At 62.1% G+C, this 14847-nt stretch carries 16 protein-coding genes; 11 read left to right on the plus strand and 5 right to left on the minus strand.

The window, feature by feature from the left end; all coding sequences use genetic code 11:
• Positions 1–111 precede the first annotated feature (111 nt).
• On the minus strand, positions 112–363 hold the full coding sequence (locus BMI86_RS05120; protein WP_078540034.1) for a UTRA domain-containing protein: 252 nt from the start codon (positions 361–363) through the stop codon (positions 112–114).
• A gap of 264 nt (positions 364–627) precedes the next feature.
• Positions 628–1626: a LacI family DNA-binding transcriptional regulator gene (locus BMI86_RS05125; RefSeq protein ID WP_168173787.1), complete on the minus strand. Its 999-nt coding sequence runs from the start codon at positions 1624–1626 to the stop codon at positions 628–630.
• 276 nt (positions 1627–1902) lie between these two features.
• Between BMI86_RS05125 and BMI86_RS05130 the strand changes: the two genes are divergently transcribed.
• The 8 genes from BMI86_RS05130 to BMI86_RS05165 all read left to right on the plus strand — a co-directional run bounded on the left by BMI86_RS05130 (position 1903) and on the right by BMI86_RS05165 (position 10351).
• A complete protein-coding gene (locus BMI86_RS05130) occupies positions 1903–3147 on the plus strand; it encodes an ABC transporter substrate-binding protein (protein WP_078540036.1) in 1245 nt (414 codons plus the stop codon).
• 104 nt (positions 3148–3251) lie between these two features.
• Positions 3252–4136 (plus strand): sugar ABC transporter permease, encoded by an 885-nt coding sequence (locus tag BMI86_RS05135; protein ID WP_078540037.1) that lies wholly within the window; start codon positions 3252–3254, stop codon positions 4134–4136.
• Positions 4133–5020 (plus strand): carbohydrate ABC transporter permease, encoded by an 888-nt coding sequence (locus BMI86_RS05140; RefSeq protein ID WP_078540038.1) that lies wholly within the window; start codon positions 4133–4135, stop codon positions 5018–5020. The genes BMI86_RS05135 and BMI86_RS05140 overlap by 4 nt, the downstream gene beginning before the upstream one ends.
• A gap of 5 nt (positions 5021–5025) precedes the next feature.
• Positions 5026–6117: an ABC transporter ATP-binding protein gene (locus BMI86_RS05145; RefSeq protein WP_078540039.1), complete on the plus strand. Its 1092-nt coding sequence runs from the start codon at positions 5026–5028 to the stop codon at positions 6115–6117.
• 34 nt (positions 6118–6151) lie between these two features.
• Positions 6152–6913 (plus strand): sugar phosphate isomerase/epimerase, encoded by a 762-nt coding sequence (locus BMI86_RS05150; RefSeq protein WP_078540040.1) that lies wholly within the window; start codon positions 6152–6154, stop codon positions 6911–6913.
• Positions 6914–6925: 12 nt separating this feature from the next.
• Entirely contained in the window at positions 6926–8068 is a 1143-nt protein-coding gene (locus BMI86_RS05155; protein ID WP_078540041.1) for a Gfo/Idh/MocA family oxidoreductase, read from the plus strand.
• A 67-nt stretch (positions 8069–8135) separates the two neighbouring features.
• Positions 8136–9200 (plus strand): sugar phosphate isomerase/epimerase family protein, encoded by a 1065-nt coding sequence (locus BMI86_RS05160; protein ID WP_078540042.1) that lies wholly within the window; start codon positions 8136–8138, stop codon positions 9198–9200.
• Positions 9197–10351, plus strand: coding sequence for a Gfo/Idh/MocA family oxidoreductase (locus BMI86_RS05165; RefSeq protein WP_078540043.1), 1155 nt, complete (start codon positions 9197–9199; stop codon positions 10349–10351). Before BMI86_RS05160 ends, BMI86_RS05165 begins: the two co-directional genes overlap by 4 nt.
• A 144-nt stretch (positions 10352–10495) precedes the next feature.
• Here the strand turns inward: BMI86_RS05165 and BMI86_RS05170 are convergent, their stop codons facing one another.
• Both BMI86_RS05170 and BMI86_RS05175 read right to left on the minus strand, forming a co-directional pair.
• The gene (locus BMI86_RS05170; RefSeq protein ID WP_078540044.1) at positions 10496–10747 is read right to left on the minus strand and encodes an SMP-30/gluconolactonase/LRE family protein; all 252 of its coding nucleotides are present in this window, start codon (positions 10745–10747) and stop codon (positions 10496–10498) included.
• Positions 10748–10847: 100 nt separating this feature from the next.
• On the minus strand, positions 10848–11072 hold the full coding sequence (locus tag BMI86_RS05175; RefSeq protein ID WP_078540045.1) for a hypothetical protein: 225 nt from the start codon (positions 11070–11072) through the stop codon (positions 10848–10850).
• 301 nt (positions 11073–11373) lie between these two features.
• Between BMI86_RS05175 and BMI86_RS05180 the strand changes: the two genes are divergently transcribed.
• Positions 11374–11568, plus strand: coding sequence for a hypothetical protein (locus tag BMI86_RS05180; RefSeq protein ID WP_078540046.1), 195 nt, complete (start codon positions 11374–11376; stop codon positions 11566–11568).
• Between the two features lie 7 nt (positions 11569–11575).
• Complete coding sequence (locus tag BMI86_RS05185) at positions 11576–11929, plus strand: hypothetical protein (protein WP_078540047.1); 354 nt, start codon at positions 11576–11578, stop codon at positions 11927–11929.
• A 44-nt stretch (positions 11930–11973) separates the two neighbouring features.
• Here BMI86_RS05185 and BMI86_RS21380 read toward each other — a convergent pair whose 3' ends face one another.
• On the minus strand, positions 11974–12879 hold the full coding sequence (locus BMI86_RS21380) for a helix-turn-helix domain-containing protein (protein ID WP_210402692.1): 906 nt from the start codon (positions 12877–12879) through the stop codon (positions 11974–11976).
• Positions 12880–13135: 256 nt separating this feature from the next.
• Here BMI86_RS21380 and BMI86_RS05195 point away from each other — a divergent pair, with 256 nt between their 5' ends.
• On the plus strand, positions 13136–13432 hold the full coding sequence (locus tag BMI86_RS05195) for a hypothetical protein (RefSeq protein WP_078540048.1): 297 nt from the start codon (positions 13136–13138) through the stop codon (positions 13430–13432).
• Positions 13433–14847 lie beyond the last annotated feature (1415 nt).

Raw genomic sequence — 14847 nt, forward strand, 5'->3', positions numbered from 1 at the left:
TGGGGCTCTGCTGAACAAATCCTGTGAGGGATTCATCTCGTGAATCTGACCAGCCACTGGCGGTTCACCCAGTCGCGATTGAAGACAAGTTAACGTTTGATCCGCCCCCCTTCACGGCTCCAGGCGCATCCGATGAGACGGCGAGAAGGCTTGCCGCGCATAGGTAATCGGTTGCGCATCGAGCCAGGTCACCCGGAGCATCGTGAGCACCGGATCGTCGGGCGCGCAGACAAGAGGTTTTGCAGCCGCCCCGGCAGATTCCGCCAGGAATTCCATCCTGCCGGGAGTATAGGGTGTCTGCCGGACGAGCCAGCCATTCGGGTTCTTCTTCGATAGGTCCACTTCTTCGATCTTGGGGCTCAAGGGCCCGAATTTTTGCAAGCGTTTGAATTTAATACATTTGTTGCGCCCACAGCAAAGCCACCGATCGCAGAGTCAATAAAACATTTGACTTCAATGGCTTAGATCCGCGGACCCCGCGCCAACCGATTAACGCACGGCCTCCTTGCCTCAAAATTAGCGAAGAAGACGTCTACGATACACGGGGCCATTCAAGCGAGCTGGTGCCTGGGCCTGAAGATATTCGACAGCGACATCGCTGTGCTTTGAGGACACTCGGATCGCGCCTCAGCTTTTCGCGGCCGGGGCGGCAACAGTGCTGCGCTCGACAAGTTCGCAGTCGAGGATCCGACGGGCGCACTGCCCCGGCCCGTTTTCGAGCATGTCGATCACCATCTCGGCCGCGACTGCTCCCATTTGCTGCCGCGGCTGGCGAATTGTAGTGAGCGGCGGGTCGGAGATCTCGGCCAGCATCGTGTCATCGAAGCCGATGACGGAGAGGTCGCGCGGCACGTCCAGACCGGCTTGCTGTGCAGCACGGATCGCACCCAGGGCGGATTCGTCATTGGCGCAGAAGATTGCGGTTGGCGGATCCGGCAAGGCAAGCAGGGCGCGGGTTGCGCGCCGTCCGGTCTCGAAGCTGAAATCCCCCGGCGCTTCGAGGGCGGGATCCGCTGGCAGTCCTGCCTGCGAGAGGGCGCGCCGATACCCCTCGCGTCGTTCGCGGCTGATGATCCGCGCCATCGGGCCGCACAGATGCGCGATCCGGCGATGTCCCAGCGCATGAAGATGGGCCACCGCCTGCGCGGCCCAACCGACATTGTCCACCAGCACCGCGCAGAGCGCGAGTTCGGGATTATCCTCTGACACCAGCACGACCGGGCCCTGCTCGGCCATCTTGCGCGAGAGGCCCGCGGGCAGATGGCCGGTCAGCAGGATCAGGCCGTCCACGCGCCGCCCCAGATACTGTTCGGCGTAGAGACGTTCGACGTCTTCGAGCCCATCCGTTCCGCCCACCACCACAGAAAACTGACGCTCCCGCGCGACATACTCCGCGCCCTTGATCAGCTCGGCGTAGAACGGGTTTTCAAGGTCCTGAACGAGGATCAGCAGCGAATTGGCCGCCTGGGCGCGCAATTGACGCCCGATCAGGTTGGGGCGGAAACCGAGCTCCTCGGCGATCTCATGCACCAGTTCGCGAGTCTTGGGGCTGACTTGGTCGGGACGGGTGAGCGCTCGCGACACCGTAGCGGTCGAGACGCCGGCGCGGCGCGCCACGTCGGCCATCGTGTGGCGCGGGCCACTCGCCCCTGCCCCCGCCATTCCGCCCTCACCCGACTCACCGCTCACATTCGTCCCTTTCGCTTCATTCTCTATAGGCCCTGCCGGTCCGCGTTCACCAGTGGCAGAGCGCTACACCTCCTGTATTTACTCGGAAATTTCATGATTGCAATCGATTACATGCGCGATTAGCGTAAAATGTAATCGATTGCATACGGGATAGATCCCCGATGACGTCGAGACGCGCGATTGAGGAGTCGCGATCAATTCTGGGAGGAATTCATGCAAGCTCATAAAGGACGGCACGCCCTCGGCATCGCCGCATCTCTGGCACTCGGTCTCGCCGCAGCACAGGCGCAGGCGGCCGAAAAGGCAGAGGTGATCCACTGGTGGACCTCGGGCGGCGAACATGCCGCGGTCAAGGAATTCGAGAAGGCGTTCGACGCGCAGGGCGGCAAATGGGTCGATGCCGCGGTTGCCGGGGGCGGCGGCGATTCCGCGCGCGCCGACGGGATCAACCGCATCATCGGGGGCAATCCGCCTGCCGCCATGCAGTTCAACACCGGCAAGCAGTTCGACGAGCTGGTCTCGAACGGGCTGTTACGCAACCTAGATCCGCTGGCGAAGGAATATGGCTGGAAGGACAAGATCAACCCGGTGCTGCTGAACGCGGTGAGCCAAGATGGGCACATGTATGCCGTGCCGGTCGATATCCACTCTAACATCTGGCTCTGGTATTCGCCCGAACTGCTGAAGAAAGCGGGCGTCGAGCCACCCAAGACCTGGGACGACCTGTTCACCGATCTCGACGCGCTCAAGAAGCAGGGCGTGATCCCGCTCGCGCAGGCGGGCAGCGCCTGGACGCAAGCCCTGACGTTCTTCAACGTCATGATCGGCGAGGGAGGCAAGGACCTTTACATGAAGGTGCTCAAGGATCGCGACGTCTCGGCGGTGAAATCCCCGGAGTTCCTCAAGGTCGCTCAGACGTTCGGCAAACTGCGTGACTACGTGGATAGCGGGATGCAGGGTCGGCAGTGGAACCAGGCGACCGCGCTGGTGATCAACGACAAGGCCGGCTTCAACTTCATGGGCGACTGGGCCAAGGGCGAGATGGAGCTCCAGAACAAGGTGCCCGGCAAGGACGTGGGCTGCATTCCGGCGCTGGGGCACAACACCTACTGGGTCGGCGGCGATGTCTTCGTCTTCCCCAAGCTGAACGACAAGGCAGAGGTCAAGGCACAGGATCTGCTTGCCAAGGTGCTGCTCGAACCCAAGGTGCAGCTGGCCTTCAATGAGAAGAAGGGCGCGGTGCCTGTGCTCAAGGACGTGCCGAGCCAGGATATGGACCAATGCGCGCAACAAGGGCTCGCTCTGCTCAAGAAGGGCGACTACGTGCCCAGTTCGGACATCCTGATCTCGCCCGACATGAGCGGCTCCATCACCGATCTCGCGGCCTCATTCTTCACAGACAAGAGCCAGACGCCCGAGAGCTTCGTGAATCGCTTCGCCCAGATCATCGGTGGCTAAGCGGACGGGCCGCGATCCTTCCCTGAGGGTCGCGGCCCCCGCGCGCCAGCCTCCCCCTGGCGCGCCCTCGCCCCCGAGACCGTCACGAGACAGGACATCACGACATGAAGCCGCTTCGACTGCGCCGCCTGAGCGCACAAGTCGCGCTCGTCCCGACATGGATCATCGTCATCTTCGCCTATATCGGCACGATCCTCTGGACGATCCGCATTTCCTTCACCAGTTCCGGCATCCTTCCCAAATACGACTTCGTCGGGTTCAAGCAATATGACCGGCTGTTCCAATCCTCCCGCTGGACGATCTCGGTCGAGAACCTCGCGATCTTCGGCCTGATCTTCGTCATCGGCTGCCTCGTGCTGGGCTTTCTGATGGCGGTGTTCCTCGATCAGCGGATCAAGGGGGAAGGGATTTTCCGCACGATCTTCCTCTACCCCTACGCGATGTCCTTCATCGTCACCGGCCTCGTCTGGGCCTGGATCCTGAACCCGACGCTGGGCATCCAGCAGGCGGTGCAGAACTGGGGCTGGCACGGCTTCACCTTCGACTGGCTGTCACGCGGTGACCGGGCGATCTATCTCGTGGGATTTGCCGGCATGTGGCAATCGGCGGGTCTCGTGATGGCGATCCTGCTGGCCGGACTGCGCGGCGTGGACGAAGACATCTGGAAGGCCGCCCGTGTCGACGGCATCCCGCCGTGGCGCGTCTACCTCTCGATTGTGATCCCGATGCTCTCGAGCATGTTCGTCACCGCGGTGGTGCTGCTCGCGATCGCGGTGGTCAAGGTCTACGACATCGTGGTCGCGATGACAGGCGGCGGCCCCGGCATCTCGACGGAGGTGCCCGCCAAGTTCGTCATCGATTACCTCTTCAACCGACAGAACATCGCGCTCGCGACCGCGGCCGCTTCGGTGATGTTCGTGGCCGTGCTCGTGGTGCTGGGGCCGTGGCTCTACAACCAGTATTTCCGCCAGGACCGGAGGGCGTCATGACCGCTGAGACCCAACCGCGCGGACGCAAGCCCCGCCGGCTCACCGCCAGCCGGATCGGCATCTATGCCTTTCTCGTGCTCGCAGCCGCGTTTTTCCTACTCCCCTTCTACGTGATGATCGTGACATCGTTCAAAACGATGCCCGAGATCCAGCAGGGCAATATCTTCGGCCTGCCCACCGACTTCACCCTCAAGCCATGGTCCACGGCCTGGGCCCATGCCTGCACGGGCGTGAACTGCGAGGGCATCCGCGTGGGGGTGCTGAACTCCTTCGAGATCATGATCCCGGCTGCGACGCTCTCGATCCTGCTCGGCGCGATCAACGGCTACGCGCTGTCGTTCTGGCGACCGCGTGGGGGCAACCTGATCTTTGCGGTGCTGCTGCTCGGCGCGTTCATTCCCTACCAGGTCTATCTTTATCCGCTGGTGCGGATGCTCTCGAAAGTGTCGCTCTACAACACCCTGCCCGGCATCATCGTCGTGCACGTGATCTTCGGTCTGCCGGTGATGACTCTGCTCTTTCGCAATTATTATGTCGCCGTGCCTATCGACCTGTTCAAGGCTGCGCGGATCGACGGGGGCGGTTTCTGGACGATTTTCTTCCAGCTGATGATCCCGATGTCCGGGCCGATCCTCGTCGTCGCCGCGATCCTGCAGGTCACGGGGATCTGGAACGACTTCTTGTTCGGCCTGATCTTCGCGGGGCGCGATCACCTGCCGATGACTGTCGAGCTCAACAACGTAGTCAACACCACCACCGGGACCAAAGCCTACAACGTCAACATGGCCGCGACGATCCTGACCGCACTCGTGCCGCTGATCGTCTACTTCGTCTCGGGCCGCTGGTTCGTCCGCGGCATCGCCGCCGGCGCCGTGAAAGGATAAATGCAATGGAACCTTCTGTTAGTGTCCGCGATCTGCGCATCAGCTATGGCGCGCTGGACGTCATCGACAATCTTCAACTGGACATCACACCGGGAGAATTTCTTGTGCTGCTGGGACCCTCGGGCTGCGGCAAGTCTACCCTTCTCAATGCGATCGCTGGCCTGATCGATATCTCCGACGGCGAGGTCTGGATCTCGGGCAAGAACGTCACATGGGACGAACCCAAGGATCGCGGGATCGGCATGGTGTTCCAATCCTACGCGCTCTATCCGCAGATGTCGGTGGAGAGGAATCTAAGCTTCGGGCTGCGCGTCGCGCGGCATTCCAAGAAGGACATCGCGGAGCGCGTCTCGCGCGCAGCCGAGATCCTGCAGATCGAGCCTCTTTTGAAGCGTCGCCCCTCGAACCTGTCGGGCGGGCAGCGCCAGCGGGTCGCGATCGGTCGGGCGCTGGTGCGCGACGCGGATGTCTTCCTGTTCGACGAGCCGCTTTCCAACCTCGACGCCAAGCTGCGCGTCGACCTTCGTGTGGAGATCAAGCGGCTCCACCAGCGGCTACGCTCGACGATGATCTACGTCACCCACGATCAGATCGAGGCGCTCACGCTGGCTGACCGGATCGCGGTGATGCATGGCGGCGAGATCCAGCAGCTCGACGAGCCTCTCACGATCTACAACCGACCATGCAACATGTTCGTTGCGGGCTTCATCGGGTCACCAGCCATGAACTTTTTCGATGGGCGTCTGGTCGCCGGACAAGACGGCCCGATCTTCGAAGGGCAAGGCTTTGCCACGGGTCTCGCGGGCTATGACGGCAACGGCCCCCTGCCGGTTAATCGCGACGTGATCCTTGGCGTGCGCCCGGAACACGTGCTGTTCGACCGGGATGCGGCAGGCCAACCGGCAGAGGTCGAGGCCGTCGTGGAACTGGAAGAGCCGATGGGCGCGGACAGCCTCGTCTGGCTGACCTATGGCGAGGCCAAGCTCTCGGTGCGCTGCGCCTCCGGCAAACGCTACCGCCCCGGTGACCGTGTCCCCATCGCCTTCGACATTACGCGCGCGTCGATCTTCGACACGCAAAGCGAAAAGCGCCTCTAGGTGCGCACCTGATTTTTCCTAGGAGGAGAGAAACATGACCGATTTCAGTTACCAGCTTTACAGTTCGCGCAATGCGGGTCCACTCGACCAGACGCTCGGGATGCTGGCACAGGCAGGCTATGCAAGCGTCGAGGGGTTCGGCGGGCTCTATGAGGGGCTTGATGCGGATGGGCTCGCGGCGTTCCGCGCACAGCTCGACGCGGCGGGGCTGAAGATGCCGACGGGGCATTTCAGCCTCGATGTCGTGGAGACCGACCCGGACCGCGCCGTCGCCATCGCCCGCGCACTGGGAATGGAGGCGCTCTACGTGCCCTTCCTGATGCCCGAGGACCGGCCCACCGATGCGAAAGGCTGGGAGGCGTTCGGCATTCGGCTCGCCCGCGCTGGCGCCCCGATCCGCGCCGCCGGGTTCGGGTTCGGCTGGCACAACCACGACTTCGAGTTCAAGCCGCTCGCCGACGGCACGCTGCCGATGGAGCATATCCTCGCTGCGGGCGACCTCGACTGGGAGGCCGATATCGCCTGGATCACGCGCGGAGGGGCCGACCCGCTCGACTGGATCGCGCGGCATGGCAACCGGATCACCGCCGCCCATGTGAAGGATATCGCCCCCGAAGGCGAGAAAGCCGAGGAGGACGGCTGGGCCGACGTGGGCACCGGCGTCATGGACTGGGCCCGGCTGCTCGAGGCCCTGCGCCGCGACAGCAAGGCCGCCCATTTCGTGATGGAGCATGACAACCCGTCCGACGATGCGCGCTTCGCTCGCGGCTCGATCGACAACGCGCGCAAGCTCTGAAGGGAGGGTAGCATGAGCACTGAACTCGGCATCGGCATCATCGGCTGCGGCAATATCTCGACCACCTATCTCGGCTTCGCGCCGCTCTTTCGCGGCATCAAACTCATCGCCTGCGCTGACCTGAACCCGGCAGCTGCCAGGGCACGCGCGGAGGAATACGGCGTCGAGGCGCAAAGCGTGGAGGCCCTCCTCGCGAACCCTGCGATTGATGTCATCATCAACCTCACCGTCCCTGCGGCGCATTTCGAGGTCGCGAAAGCGACGCTTGAGGCAGGCAAGCATGTCTACAGCGAAAAGCCCTTCGTTCTCTCGGCCGAAGATGGAAAGGCGCTGCGCGAGCTTGCGCAGGCCAAGGGGCTCTCGGTGGGCAGTTCGCCCGACACCTTCCTTGGCGGCGCGAATCAGCAGGCACGCGCGCTGATCGACGAGGGTCGCCTCGGCACGATCACGGCGGGCACGGCCCATGTGATGAGCCACGGCATGGAGCATTGGCACCCGAACCCGGATTTCTTCTTCAAGCCGGGCGGCGGTCCGATGCTCGATCTCGGGCCCTATTACCTTGCGAACCTTATCAACCTGATCGGCCCGGTGAAACGGGTGGCGGCACTGACCTCCACTGCGACGCCCACGCGCAGGATTACGTCTGAGCCGCGCAATGGTGAGACGATCGATGTCGAGACGCCCACCAACATCCATGCGTTGCTCGAATTTGCGCAAGGGGCCACCGTCACCCTGTCCACGAGCTGGGATGTCTGGGCGCACCGTCACGGCCCGATGGAGATCTACGGGACCGAGGGCTCGCTCTTTCTGCCGGATCCGAACTTCTTCGGCGGCCCGGTGGAGATCGCGGGGCGCGACGGGAAGATCGCGCCCGTGGAGCCCTGGGCCCACCCGTTCGGCAAGCCCAACCAGGAGCACCCGCATGGCATGGTCGCCAACTACCGCGCGGCGGGCCTTGCCGATATGGCGCTCTCTGTGATCGAGGGCCGCGAGGCGCGGTGTTCCATCGACCGCGCGCTGCACGGGATCGAGATCATGACGGCGATCCTGCGCTCGGGCGAGGAAGGTGGCTTCGTGGAGATGACCACGACCTGCACTCGCGCCCCGGCGCTCGACCCAGCGGGCGCGCGGGCGCTCTTGCGCAAACCAGACTGAACCCGGCCAAGCGCGGGGGACGTCCCCTCGCGCTTGGCCTGCAAGGACCCGACAGGAGTATTCCCAGATGAAGACGATCAAGGGGCCTGCCCTCTTTCTCGCGCAATTCGTGGGCGATGATGCGCCCTTCAACAGTCTCGACGCGATCTGCGGCTGGGCGGCCGGGCTCGGCTACAAGGGCGTGCAGATCCCGACATGGGACCGCCGCCTGATCGATCTCGAGCGCGCCGCCAGCTCGCAGGATTACTGCGATGAGATCATCGGAACAGTCGCCGCCCACGGAATGGAGGTGACGGAGCTTTCGACGCATCTGCAGGGCCAGCTCGTAGCTGCACACTCGGTCTATGACGAGCTGCTCGACGGCTTCGCCCCACCCGAGCTGCACGGCAAGCCCGCGGCCCGGCAGGCATGGGCATGCGAGCAGGTCCGGCTTGCCGCGCGCGCGTCTCGCCGGATGGGGCTCTCGGCGATGCCCACCTTCTCGGGGGCGCTGGCATGGCCGTTCCTCTATCCGTTCCCGCAACGTCCGCCAGGGCTGATCGAGAGCGCCTTCGACGAGTTGGCCGCGCGCTGGCGCCCCCTGCTCGATGCATGCGAAGAAAACGGCGTCGATGCCTGTTTCGAGCTGCATCCCGGTGAGGATCTGCATGACGGGGTCAGCTACGAGATGTTCCTCGACCGGGTGGACAATCACACCCGCGCCAACCTGCTCTACGATCCCTCGCATTTCGTTCTGCAGCAGCTCGATTATCTCGAGCATCTCGAGATCTACCGCGACCGTATCCGGGCCTTCCACGTCAAGGACGCGGAATTCGTGCCGTCGGGGCGCCAGGGCGTCTATGGTGGCTACCAGTCCTGGGTGGACCGCGCGGGGCGGTTCCGGTCGCTTGGCGACGGGCAGGTGGATTTCCGGCGGATCTTCTCGCAGATGGCGGCGCATGACTTCGACGGCTGGGCCGTGCTTGAATGGGAATGCGCGCTCAAGCATCCAGAAGACGGCGCGCGCGAGGGGGCGGAGTTCATCGCCCGCCACATCATCCGCGTGACCGATCACGCGTTCGACGATTTCGCAGGCGCGGGCACCGACGAAGGTGCCAATCGCCGTATTCTCGGGCTGGAGGGCGAGACATGAACGAGACGGACGGACATCGCAAACTGCGCCTCGGCATGGTCGGCGGCGGCGAAGGCGCCTTCATCGGTGGCGTTCACCGCATTGCGGCGCGGCTCGACGACCGGTTCGAGCTGGTCGCGGGGGCGCTTGCTTCCGAGCCTGCGCGCGCGCATCGCTCTGCGGCGGCACTGGGGTTGGACCCCACGCGCAGCTACGCGGATTTCGAGGTGATGGCGCGAGAAGAAGCGGCGCGGCCCGACGGGATCGAGGTGGTGTCGATCGTGACCCCCAATCATATGCATGCGCCTGTCGCGACCGCCTTCCTGCGCGCGGGCATTCACGTGATCTGTGACAAGCCGATGACGCGCACGCTCGAAGAGGCGGAGGCGTTGGCCGAAGAGGTGCGCGCCTCAAACGCGCTCTTCGTGCTCACCCACAACTACACCGGCTACGCGATGGTGCGGCAGGCCCGCGCGATGGTGGAAGCCGGCCAGCTCGGGCGCATCCGGGTCGTTCAGGTAGAGTATCCGCAGGACTGGCTCACCGAGCCGGTGGGAACGGATGGCGTGAAACAGGCCGTCTGGCGGACCGATCCCGCGCGGGCCGGTGCAGCGGGTTCGCTTGGCGATATCGGCACCCACGCAATGAACCTCGCGAGCTTTGTCTCGGGGCTCGAGCCGCGCGAGATCTGCGCCGAACTCACCAGTTTCGTGGCAGGGCGCGCGGTCGATGACGACGTGCAGATGTTGATCCGTTATGCGAGCGGGGCGAAGGGTATGCTCTGGGCCAGCCAGGTCTCCCCGGGCAACGAGAATGGTCTGAAGCTGCGTATCTATGGCGAGACGGCGGGGCTCGAATGGCTGCAAACCGCGCCTGACAGTTTGCGCGTGTCCCCCTTCGGAGAGCCCCCATATCTCCTGTCTCGGGGCGGACCGGGCCTCACGCCCGAGGTTGCCGAGATGGGCCGTGTTCCGGCCGGCCACCCGGAGGGGTTCCTCGAGGCCTTCGGCAACCTCTATAGCGCGACAGCTGACGCGATCCTGGCCCATGAGCGCGGCGAGCCCAGGCCGCTTGGATTGCTGCCGGGTGTGGCGGATGGCCTAGCCGGGATGCGCTTCATCTCGGCGGCGTTGCGATCTTCGCAGGCAGGAGGTGTTTGGACAGCGCTCTGAGGCAAGAGAGAACAGCGAACGGTTAGCCTGCACACTGATTTGCGCGACGACACGTTTGGCCGGTCTCCGGTCTCACGCAATCGTTCTGGATGCGCCTGCGCGCCGAGTGCGCGCAGGGCTTTGGAGGGGGGCGGCTTCGACTACTCAGCCGCCGAAGCGCGGCTCCGGCACGCCTTTCACACCGAGACCGCGGATCGCGAACAGGCTGCCGCGCTGAACACCATCGTCGGGGAAACGCGGCAGCGGCGGCTTCGCCATCGACGTGACGTAGAGCACGTCGAGATCGGGGCCGCCGAACTGGACGCTCGTGACCTTCTTCACTGGCATCGGGGTTTCCATGTCGAGCGTGCCGTCCAGTGCGAAGCGACAGATACGCCCGTCATAGACCAGCGCCATCCAGTAATGGCCCTACAACTGCGCGGCGGCTTGGATATTTGCGAGAAGATGCATCTTGCGAGATCAAGATGCTAAGCGTCCGACGTGATCAGCATCGCTTTCAGGTCGCGCCACTCGAAGGATCATCCCACTCGTCGCCATCTTCATCTGCCTTTTCGCCAAAATAGGCGTCGCCGGACAGAGGCCGCGAATTTAACCAACGAATGTCTTCCGCACTCAGGCTTGTCACGTCTTTGATATACCGGCGCTCACGCATCACAATCCAGAACGCCGCCGCAGCGAACACGCCCATCAGGATCATACCGGCTGTCACATTCCAGTCCATACCGCGCTCCTTCCGTCGAAATTAGACCGGATAGGGCTAAATAAGTCAAACTGGCCCGAAATCATTCCTTCACCAGAACCGCCTCTGAGAAGAAGCGTAGGGAGGCTGATGCTTGTCGCAGTTGTCGCCGCAGCGCTGAGGGCAGATCACCTCCCCGTGTCGGCACGTCTGCGACAACCGCGATAGCCGCTCACGAGGAGCGCGCCCGTGCGCATCTCAAATACGCGCAGCCAGCGCCTCCAATCAAACGAGACAAAGCACGGGCTTTCAGGCTATAATAAAGCTTTAGGGAGGGCACCGCATGGAAGATCTTTTCAGGAAACGACAAGAAGAGAAGGCGCGAAGCCGCGCGAAGGATGAAGAGCGCCTGGCGCGAGGCGAGGTCAGTCCCAGCGAGCTGCAACATCAGAATTTAGTATTCAAGAAAGTCCGAGCCGACCGGGTCGGCTTCGTGAAGAGCGGCGAGCCGAAATCCGTCAAGTTCCTCAGCCTTTGAGGCTGCTATGTCTATCGATCAGAAACTGGCGGGAGCAAGAACTCAACGCCCAAGGATCCTCGGCGAGCTAGAGACACTGCTGCGAGCGGACAATCCAGACCTCAATCTCTTCGTCTCGGCCCTCGCCCATTATGGCGACCCCGGATTGGCCCAACTCCATCTCTATGGCGTTGAGGGTGACCACGAAAGCAGATCGCGGCTCATGAAATTTGCGACAGCCTGGCTCCTGGAGCGCGGCATATCGATCGAGCTTCAGGAGGGACGCGACGTCTATGACATTCGTCCATGGCGCGAGCCCCATGGGGGCACGGCTCAAGATACGGGATCTCTGGACGAGTCGGACGAGTTGGACGAGATCTGAAAGCGCTCGGACGAGGATCGGCACAAGACAAAGTGCAGGGCACACTAAGATGCTTTTGCGCCCCCTCCCCCCCGAAGCTGCGCGACCTTCCAATGCCCGGTATACCCTTTCTTCAAATGGGCCGCGACGATCTGAAAGCCGCTCTGTGGCCAGTTCTTCGGTGTGTCGACAAAGAGCAATTCCGCAATTCCGAATCCGGCCTCTTCGAGATCCCGCAACCGCGCCTTCGTCGTCAGATTGGTCAACGGCGCGAGCCAGACGATATTTTCTGAGACTCGCATCGCGTGTCGCGTGAATGTCCGAAGCTCGGACCAGGGCGGATTAGTGACGACCCAATCCACCCGATCGCCCCATGCCAGAAAGTCGCGCCCCTCACTGATCTCGCACCAATGCCGCTCCACGTGATCCGGATAGTGATTGTAGAATGCCCCTTCTCCGCGCGACGGATCGAGAACGCGACCCTCCATCGCATGCGAAAAATGATCAATGATTGCCTTGGCCAGATCAGGCGGCGTCATGACCCGGTCCTGTTCCGCGTCATTCTTAGGCGGCACCAACCCGCGTCCTTTCGCGAGATCGCTCCGTTCCAGTGGGCTGCGGAGGCGGAGTAGCCGCAAGGCCGCGGCAAGCGTCGCAACCCGTCCGGAAAACTCCCTTTCCAAGGCAATGACCGTCACGCGACTGCAGCCGATCTTGCGGGCGAGAGCCTGCTGCGAAAAACCGCGCGCACGCCGCCGCTCCGCGAGCGCGCGTCCCATATGCTCACCCGCCTTGGTAACACGCCAGCGCAAGCCAAGTATCGGCAAGATGGCCTCGAGCGAAAGGATCGTGCCCGCCCCGCTCTCGAGAGCGCGCACCGTCGGGATGCTGATTTTGGCGCGGGAGGCAAGGTCAGCCTGCGTGAGCCCGCGCCCCACGCGTTCGGCCCTCAGGAGCTCGGAAAATGACATGTGCGAAAATCTTTCTATCCAAAGCACACAGATAGAAAGAAATAGCGACAAAGCGCAACCGCTAGCGCTGCACCCTAGGCGCTCCCGAAAACGAGCGGCAATGAGCTCCAGCGAAATTTTCTCTACTTCCTAAAAAATCGAGAACCCGTTTTTTCAGCCTCGGCACTTAGACTGAACGCATCAGCAGATCCGCGCCCCGGATCACCTTACCCGTCCCCGCCGAGCCTCGCTCGCGCGGTCTCAGGAGATGCATGCCATGGCCCAGCGTCCTTTTGCGCCAAATAGGCGAAAATCTCATCGCGCAACTGGGTTCACCAAATCCGATGAAGAGCTTCTCGAGCGGCTCGTGAAAGCCCGGCTGCAGGTCGCCGAACTGATGCTGGAAAAATCAATTTATGCCCCGATCTTCGAGAGACTGGAACACGAGATCGCGGCCGTCGAGGCGCGCCGGATCGAAGATCCTCTGGCCCGCGCAAGGGCGATCCTGCGTGGACAGCCAAGTGACGCGACCTCCCCTTCAGAGGATCAAGACGATACGCCTGAGCCTTGGTAGGTTTTACTGGCTTACCCGTCTTTGAGGCAAGAATCCTGAATGCATCGGGCAGCTCAGCCGTCATGTGAAAAACGAAAGGAAAAAATCAAAAAAGCTCTCTAGCTTAAAAACACGAAGCTAAAAATGCTCGAAAATACCAAGCAGACCGAACAAGCATCGCCTGGCCGTGCAGCTAAAGGCTGCCGGCAACTCCTAGATTGCATGTGAAATTCGGGACCTCTTGTAAGAAGGCGTTCCTCGTATCCGGGCGCAAGGCTACTACCACCAGGCCCAGCAACACAAAGGCCCACTTGTGCGAGCAACGTCGAAGCTTCACTTTGGCCTCTCGCAGCGCAAGCGCCATTTCGAGGTGCTCGCCATGCCCGTTGCTGCACCGCATCAATTCATATGGTCCGCCCAAAGCTCGATCTGCTCTCGCCGCGAACCGTCCGACCAGCTCCCTTCGCACGGCTGGGAGGAAGCTTCGCTACCACGTGCGAAAAAGGTTCGGTGCGCCCGCTGCCTTCACCTATCGCCCAATTTATCCCTCACTAAGTCGCCCCCAACACGGTCCCAACGCCCCCTCATAATGCTATCCAGCCCGGTTAGCCCCTGCACGCGCCAAATGATTCGCGTGATCGGTGGCGAACACGCCCTCACCAATAAAATTTCGAAAAATTTTTATTTTTATAATCGGTGCGAAAAATTCTGTGTTTTTGCCGACCGCAATGCTCCCCAGCGAGCAGAATAAAGGAATTATCGTCTTTGAAGGGCTCCGCGAAAAACGCGCTCAATTTTCTTTTTGCGCCGCTATACGCAAAAGGAACATCGCTATATAAATAGCGACGACGCCATTCTACTTCACAAGCAAGGATCGCCCCATGTATGAAATCTAAACTTTACGCTCGAGTGGGTCGAATCCACCACTCGAAACGCATAGCGGCCACGCTTGGCTCCGAAAAGTAGCCCAGCATCAGCATCGACAACACTTCGGCCTGCGCCTTTTGCCACGGAAACCAATCTGGCCATAGCATTGTCCGGAGGCGCTCCACTGCCGAAAACGCAATGCCTGACGCGATATTAATTCTTTGCCCGACCACTTCGAGGCGCGTGCGTGTGCGCATGTGCAAGAGAGACCTACAGATGACAAAAAATTCCCAACCGCCAATACAGCCTTACCTTGCAATAATTAATGACTTAGTGCCACCAGGTTCGCCCGCAATGATGGATTTCGGCAGCCCCCAGCAGCGCATTAGAGAACATCCGGCGCTTGTTCCACTCCTGCAGACCTATCTCGCTGATCGCGCCCTCGGCGGACAGGGAGGGTCGATCGGCGATGGAGCATTCGACGCCACACTGGTGCTCTCCTGGATCAGGGATCTAAGTCACCAAAGGCCGTCAATCGGGGAGCTATCAGCCGCGCCTCTGCTCGATTC

It is taken from the genome of Thioclava sp. DLFJ5-1, from assembly GCF_002020115.1.
Taxonomy (GTDB): domain Bacteria; phylum Pseudomonadota; class Alphaproteobacteria; order Rhodobacterales; family Rhodobacteraceae; genus Thioclava; species Thioclava sediminum.

Excerpts from the sequence above, each read along its gene's own strand:
- BMI86_RS05125 (WP_168173787.1), bottom strand. The coding sequence starts at position 1,626 with ATGGCCGACGTGGCGCGCCGCGCCGGCGTCTCGACCGCTACGGTGTCG.
- BMI86_RS05130 (WP_078540036.1), top strand. The coding sequence starts at position 1,903 with ATGCAAGCTCATAAAGGACGGCACGCCCTCGGCATCGCCGCATCTCTG.
- BMI86_RS05135 (WP_078540037.1), top strand. The coding sequence starts at position 3,252 with ATGAAGCCGCTTCGACTGCGCCGCCTGAGCGCACAAGTCGCGCTCGTC.
- BMI86_RS05140 (WP_078540038.1), top strand. The coding sequence starts at position 4,133 with ATGACCGCTGAGACCCAACCGCGCGGACGCAAGCCCCGCCGGCTCACC.
- BMI86_RS05145 (WP_078540039.1), top strand. The coding sequence starts at position 5,026 with ATGGAACCTTCTGTTAGTGTCCGCGATCTGCGCATCAGCTATGGCGCG.
- BMI86_RS05150 (WP_078540040.1), top strand. The coding sequence starts at position 6,152 with ATGACCGATTTCAGTTACCAGCTTTACAGTTCGCGCAATGCGGGTCCA.
- BMI86_RS05155 (WP_078540041.1), top strand. The coding sequence starts at position 6,926 with ATGAGCACTGAACTCGGCATCGGCATCATCGGCTGCGGCAATATCTCG.
- BMI86_RS05160 (WP_078540042.1), top strand. The coding sequence starts at position 8,136 with ATGAAGACGATCAAGGGGCCTGCCCTCTTTCTCGCGCAATTCGTGGGC.
- BMI86_RS05165 (WP_078540043.1), top strand. The coding sequence starts at position 9,197 with ATGAACGAGACGGACGGACATCGCAAACTGCGCCTCGGCATGGTCGGC.
- BMI86_RS05170 (WP_078540044.1), bottom strand. The coding sequence starts at position 10,747 with ATGGCGCTGGTCTATGACGGGCGTATCTGTCGCTTCGCACTGGACGGC.
- BMI86_RS05175 (WP_078540045.1), bottom strand. The coding sequence starts at position 11,072 with ATGGACTGGAATGTGACAGCCGGTATGATCCTGATGGGCGTGTTCGCT.
- BMI86_RS05180 (WP_078540046.1), top strand. The coding sequence starts at position 11,374 with ATGGAAGATCTTTTCAGGAAACGACAAGAAGAGAAGGCGCGAAGCCGC.
- BMI86_RS05185 (WP_078540047.1), top strand. The coding sequence starts at position 11,576 with ATGTCTATCGATCAGAAACTGGCGGGAGCAAGAACTCAACGCCCAAGG.
- BMI86_RS21380 (WP_210402692.1), bottom strand. The coding sequence starts at position 12,879 with ATGTCATTTTCCGAGCTCCTGAGGGCCGAACGCGTGGGGCGCGGGCTC.
- BMI86_RS05195 (WP_078540048.1), top strand. The coding sequence starts at position 13,136 with ATGGCCCAGCGTCCTTTTGCGCCAAATAGGCGAAAATCTCATCGCGCA.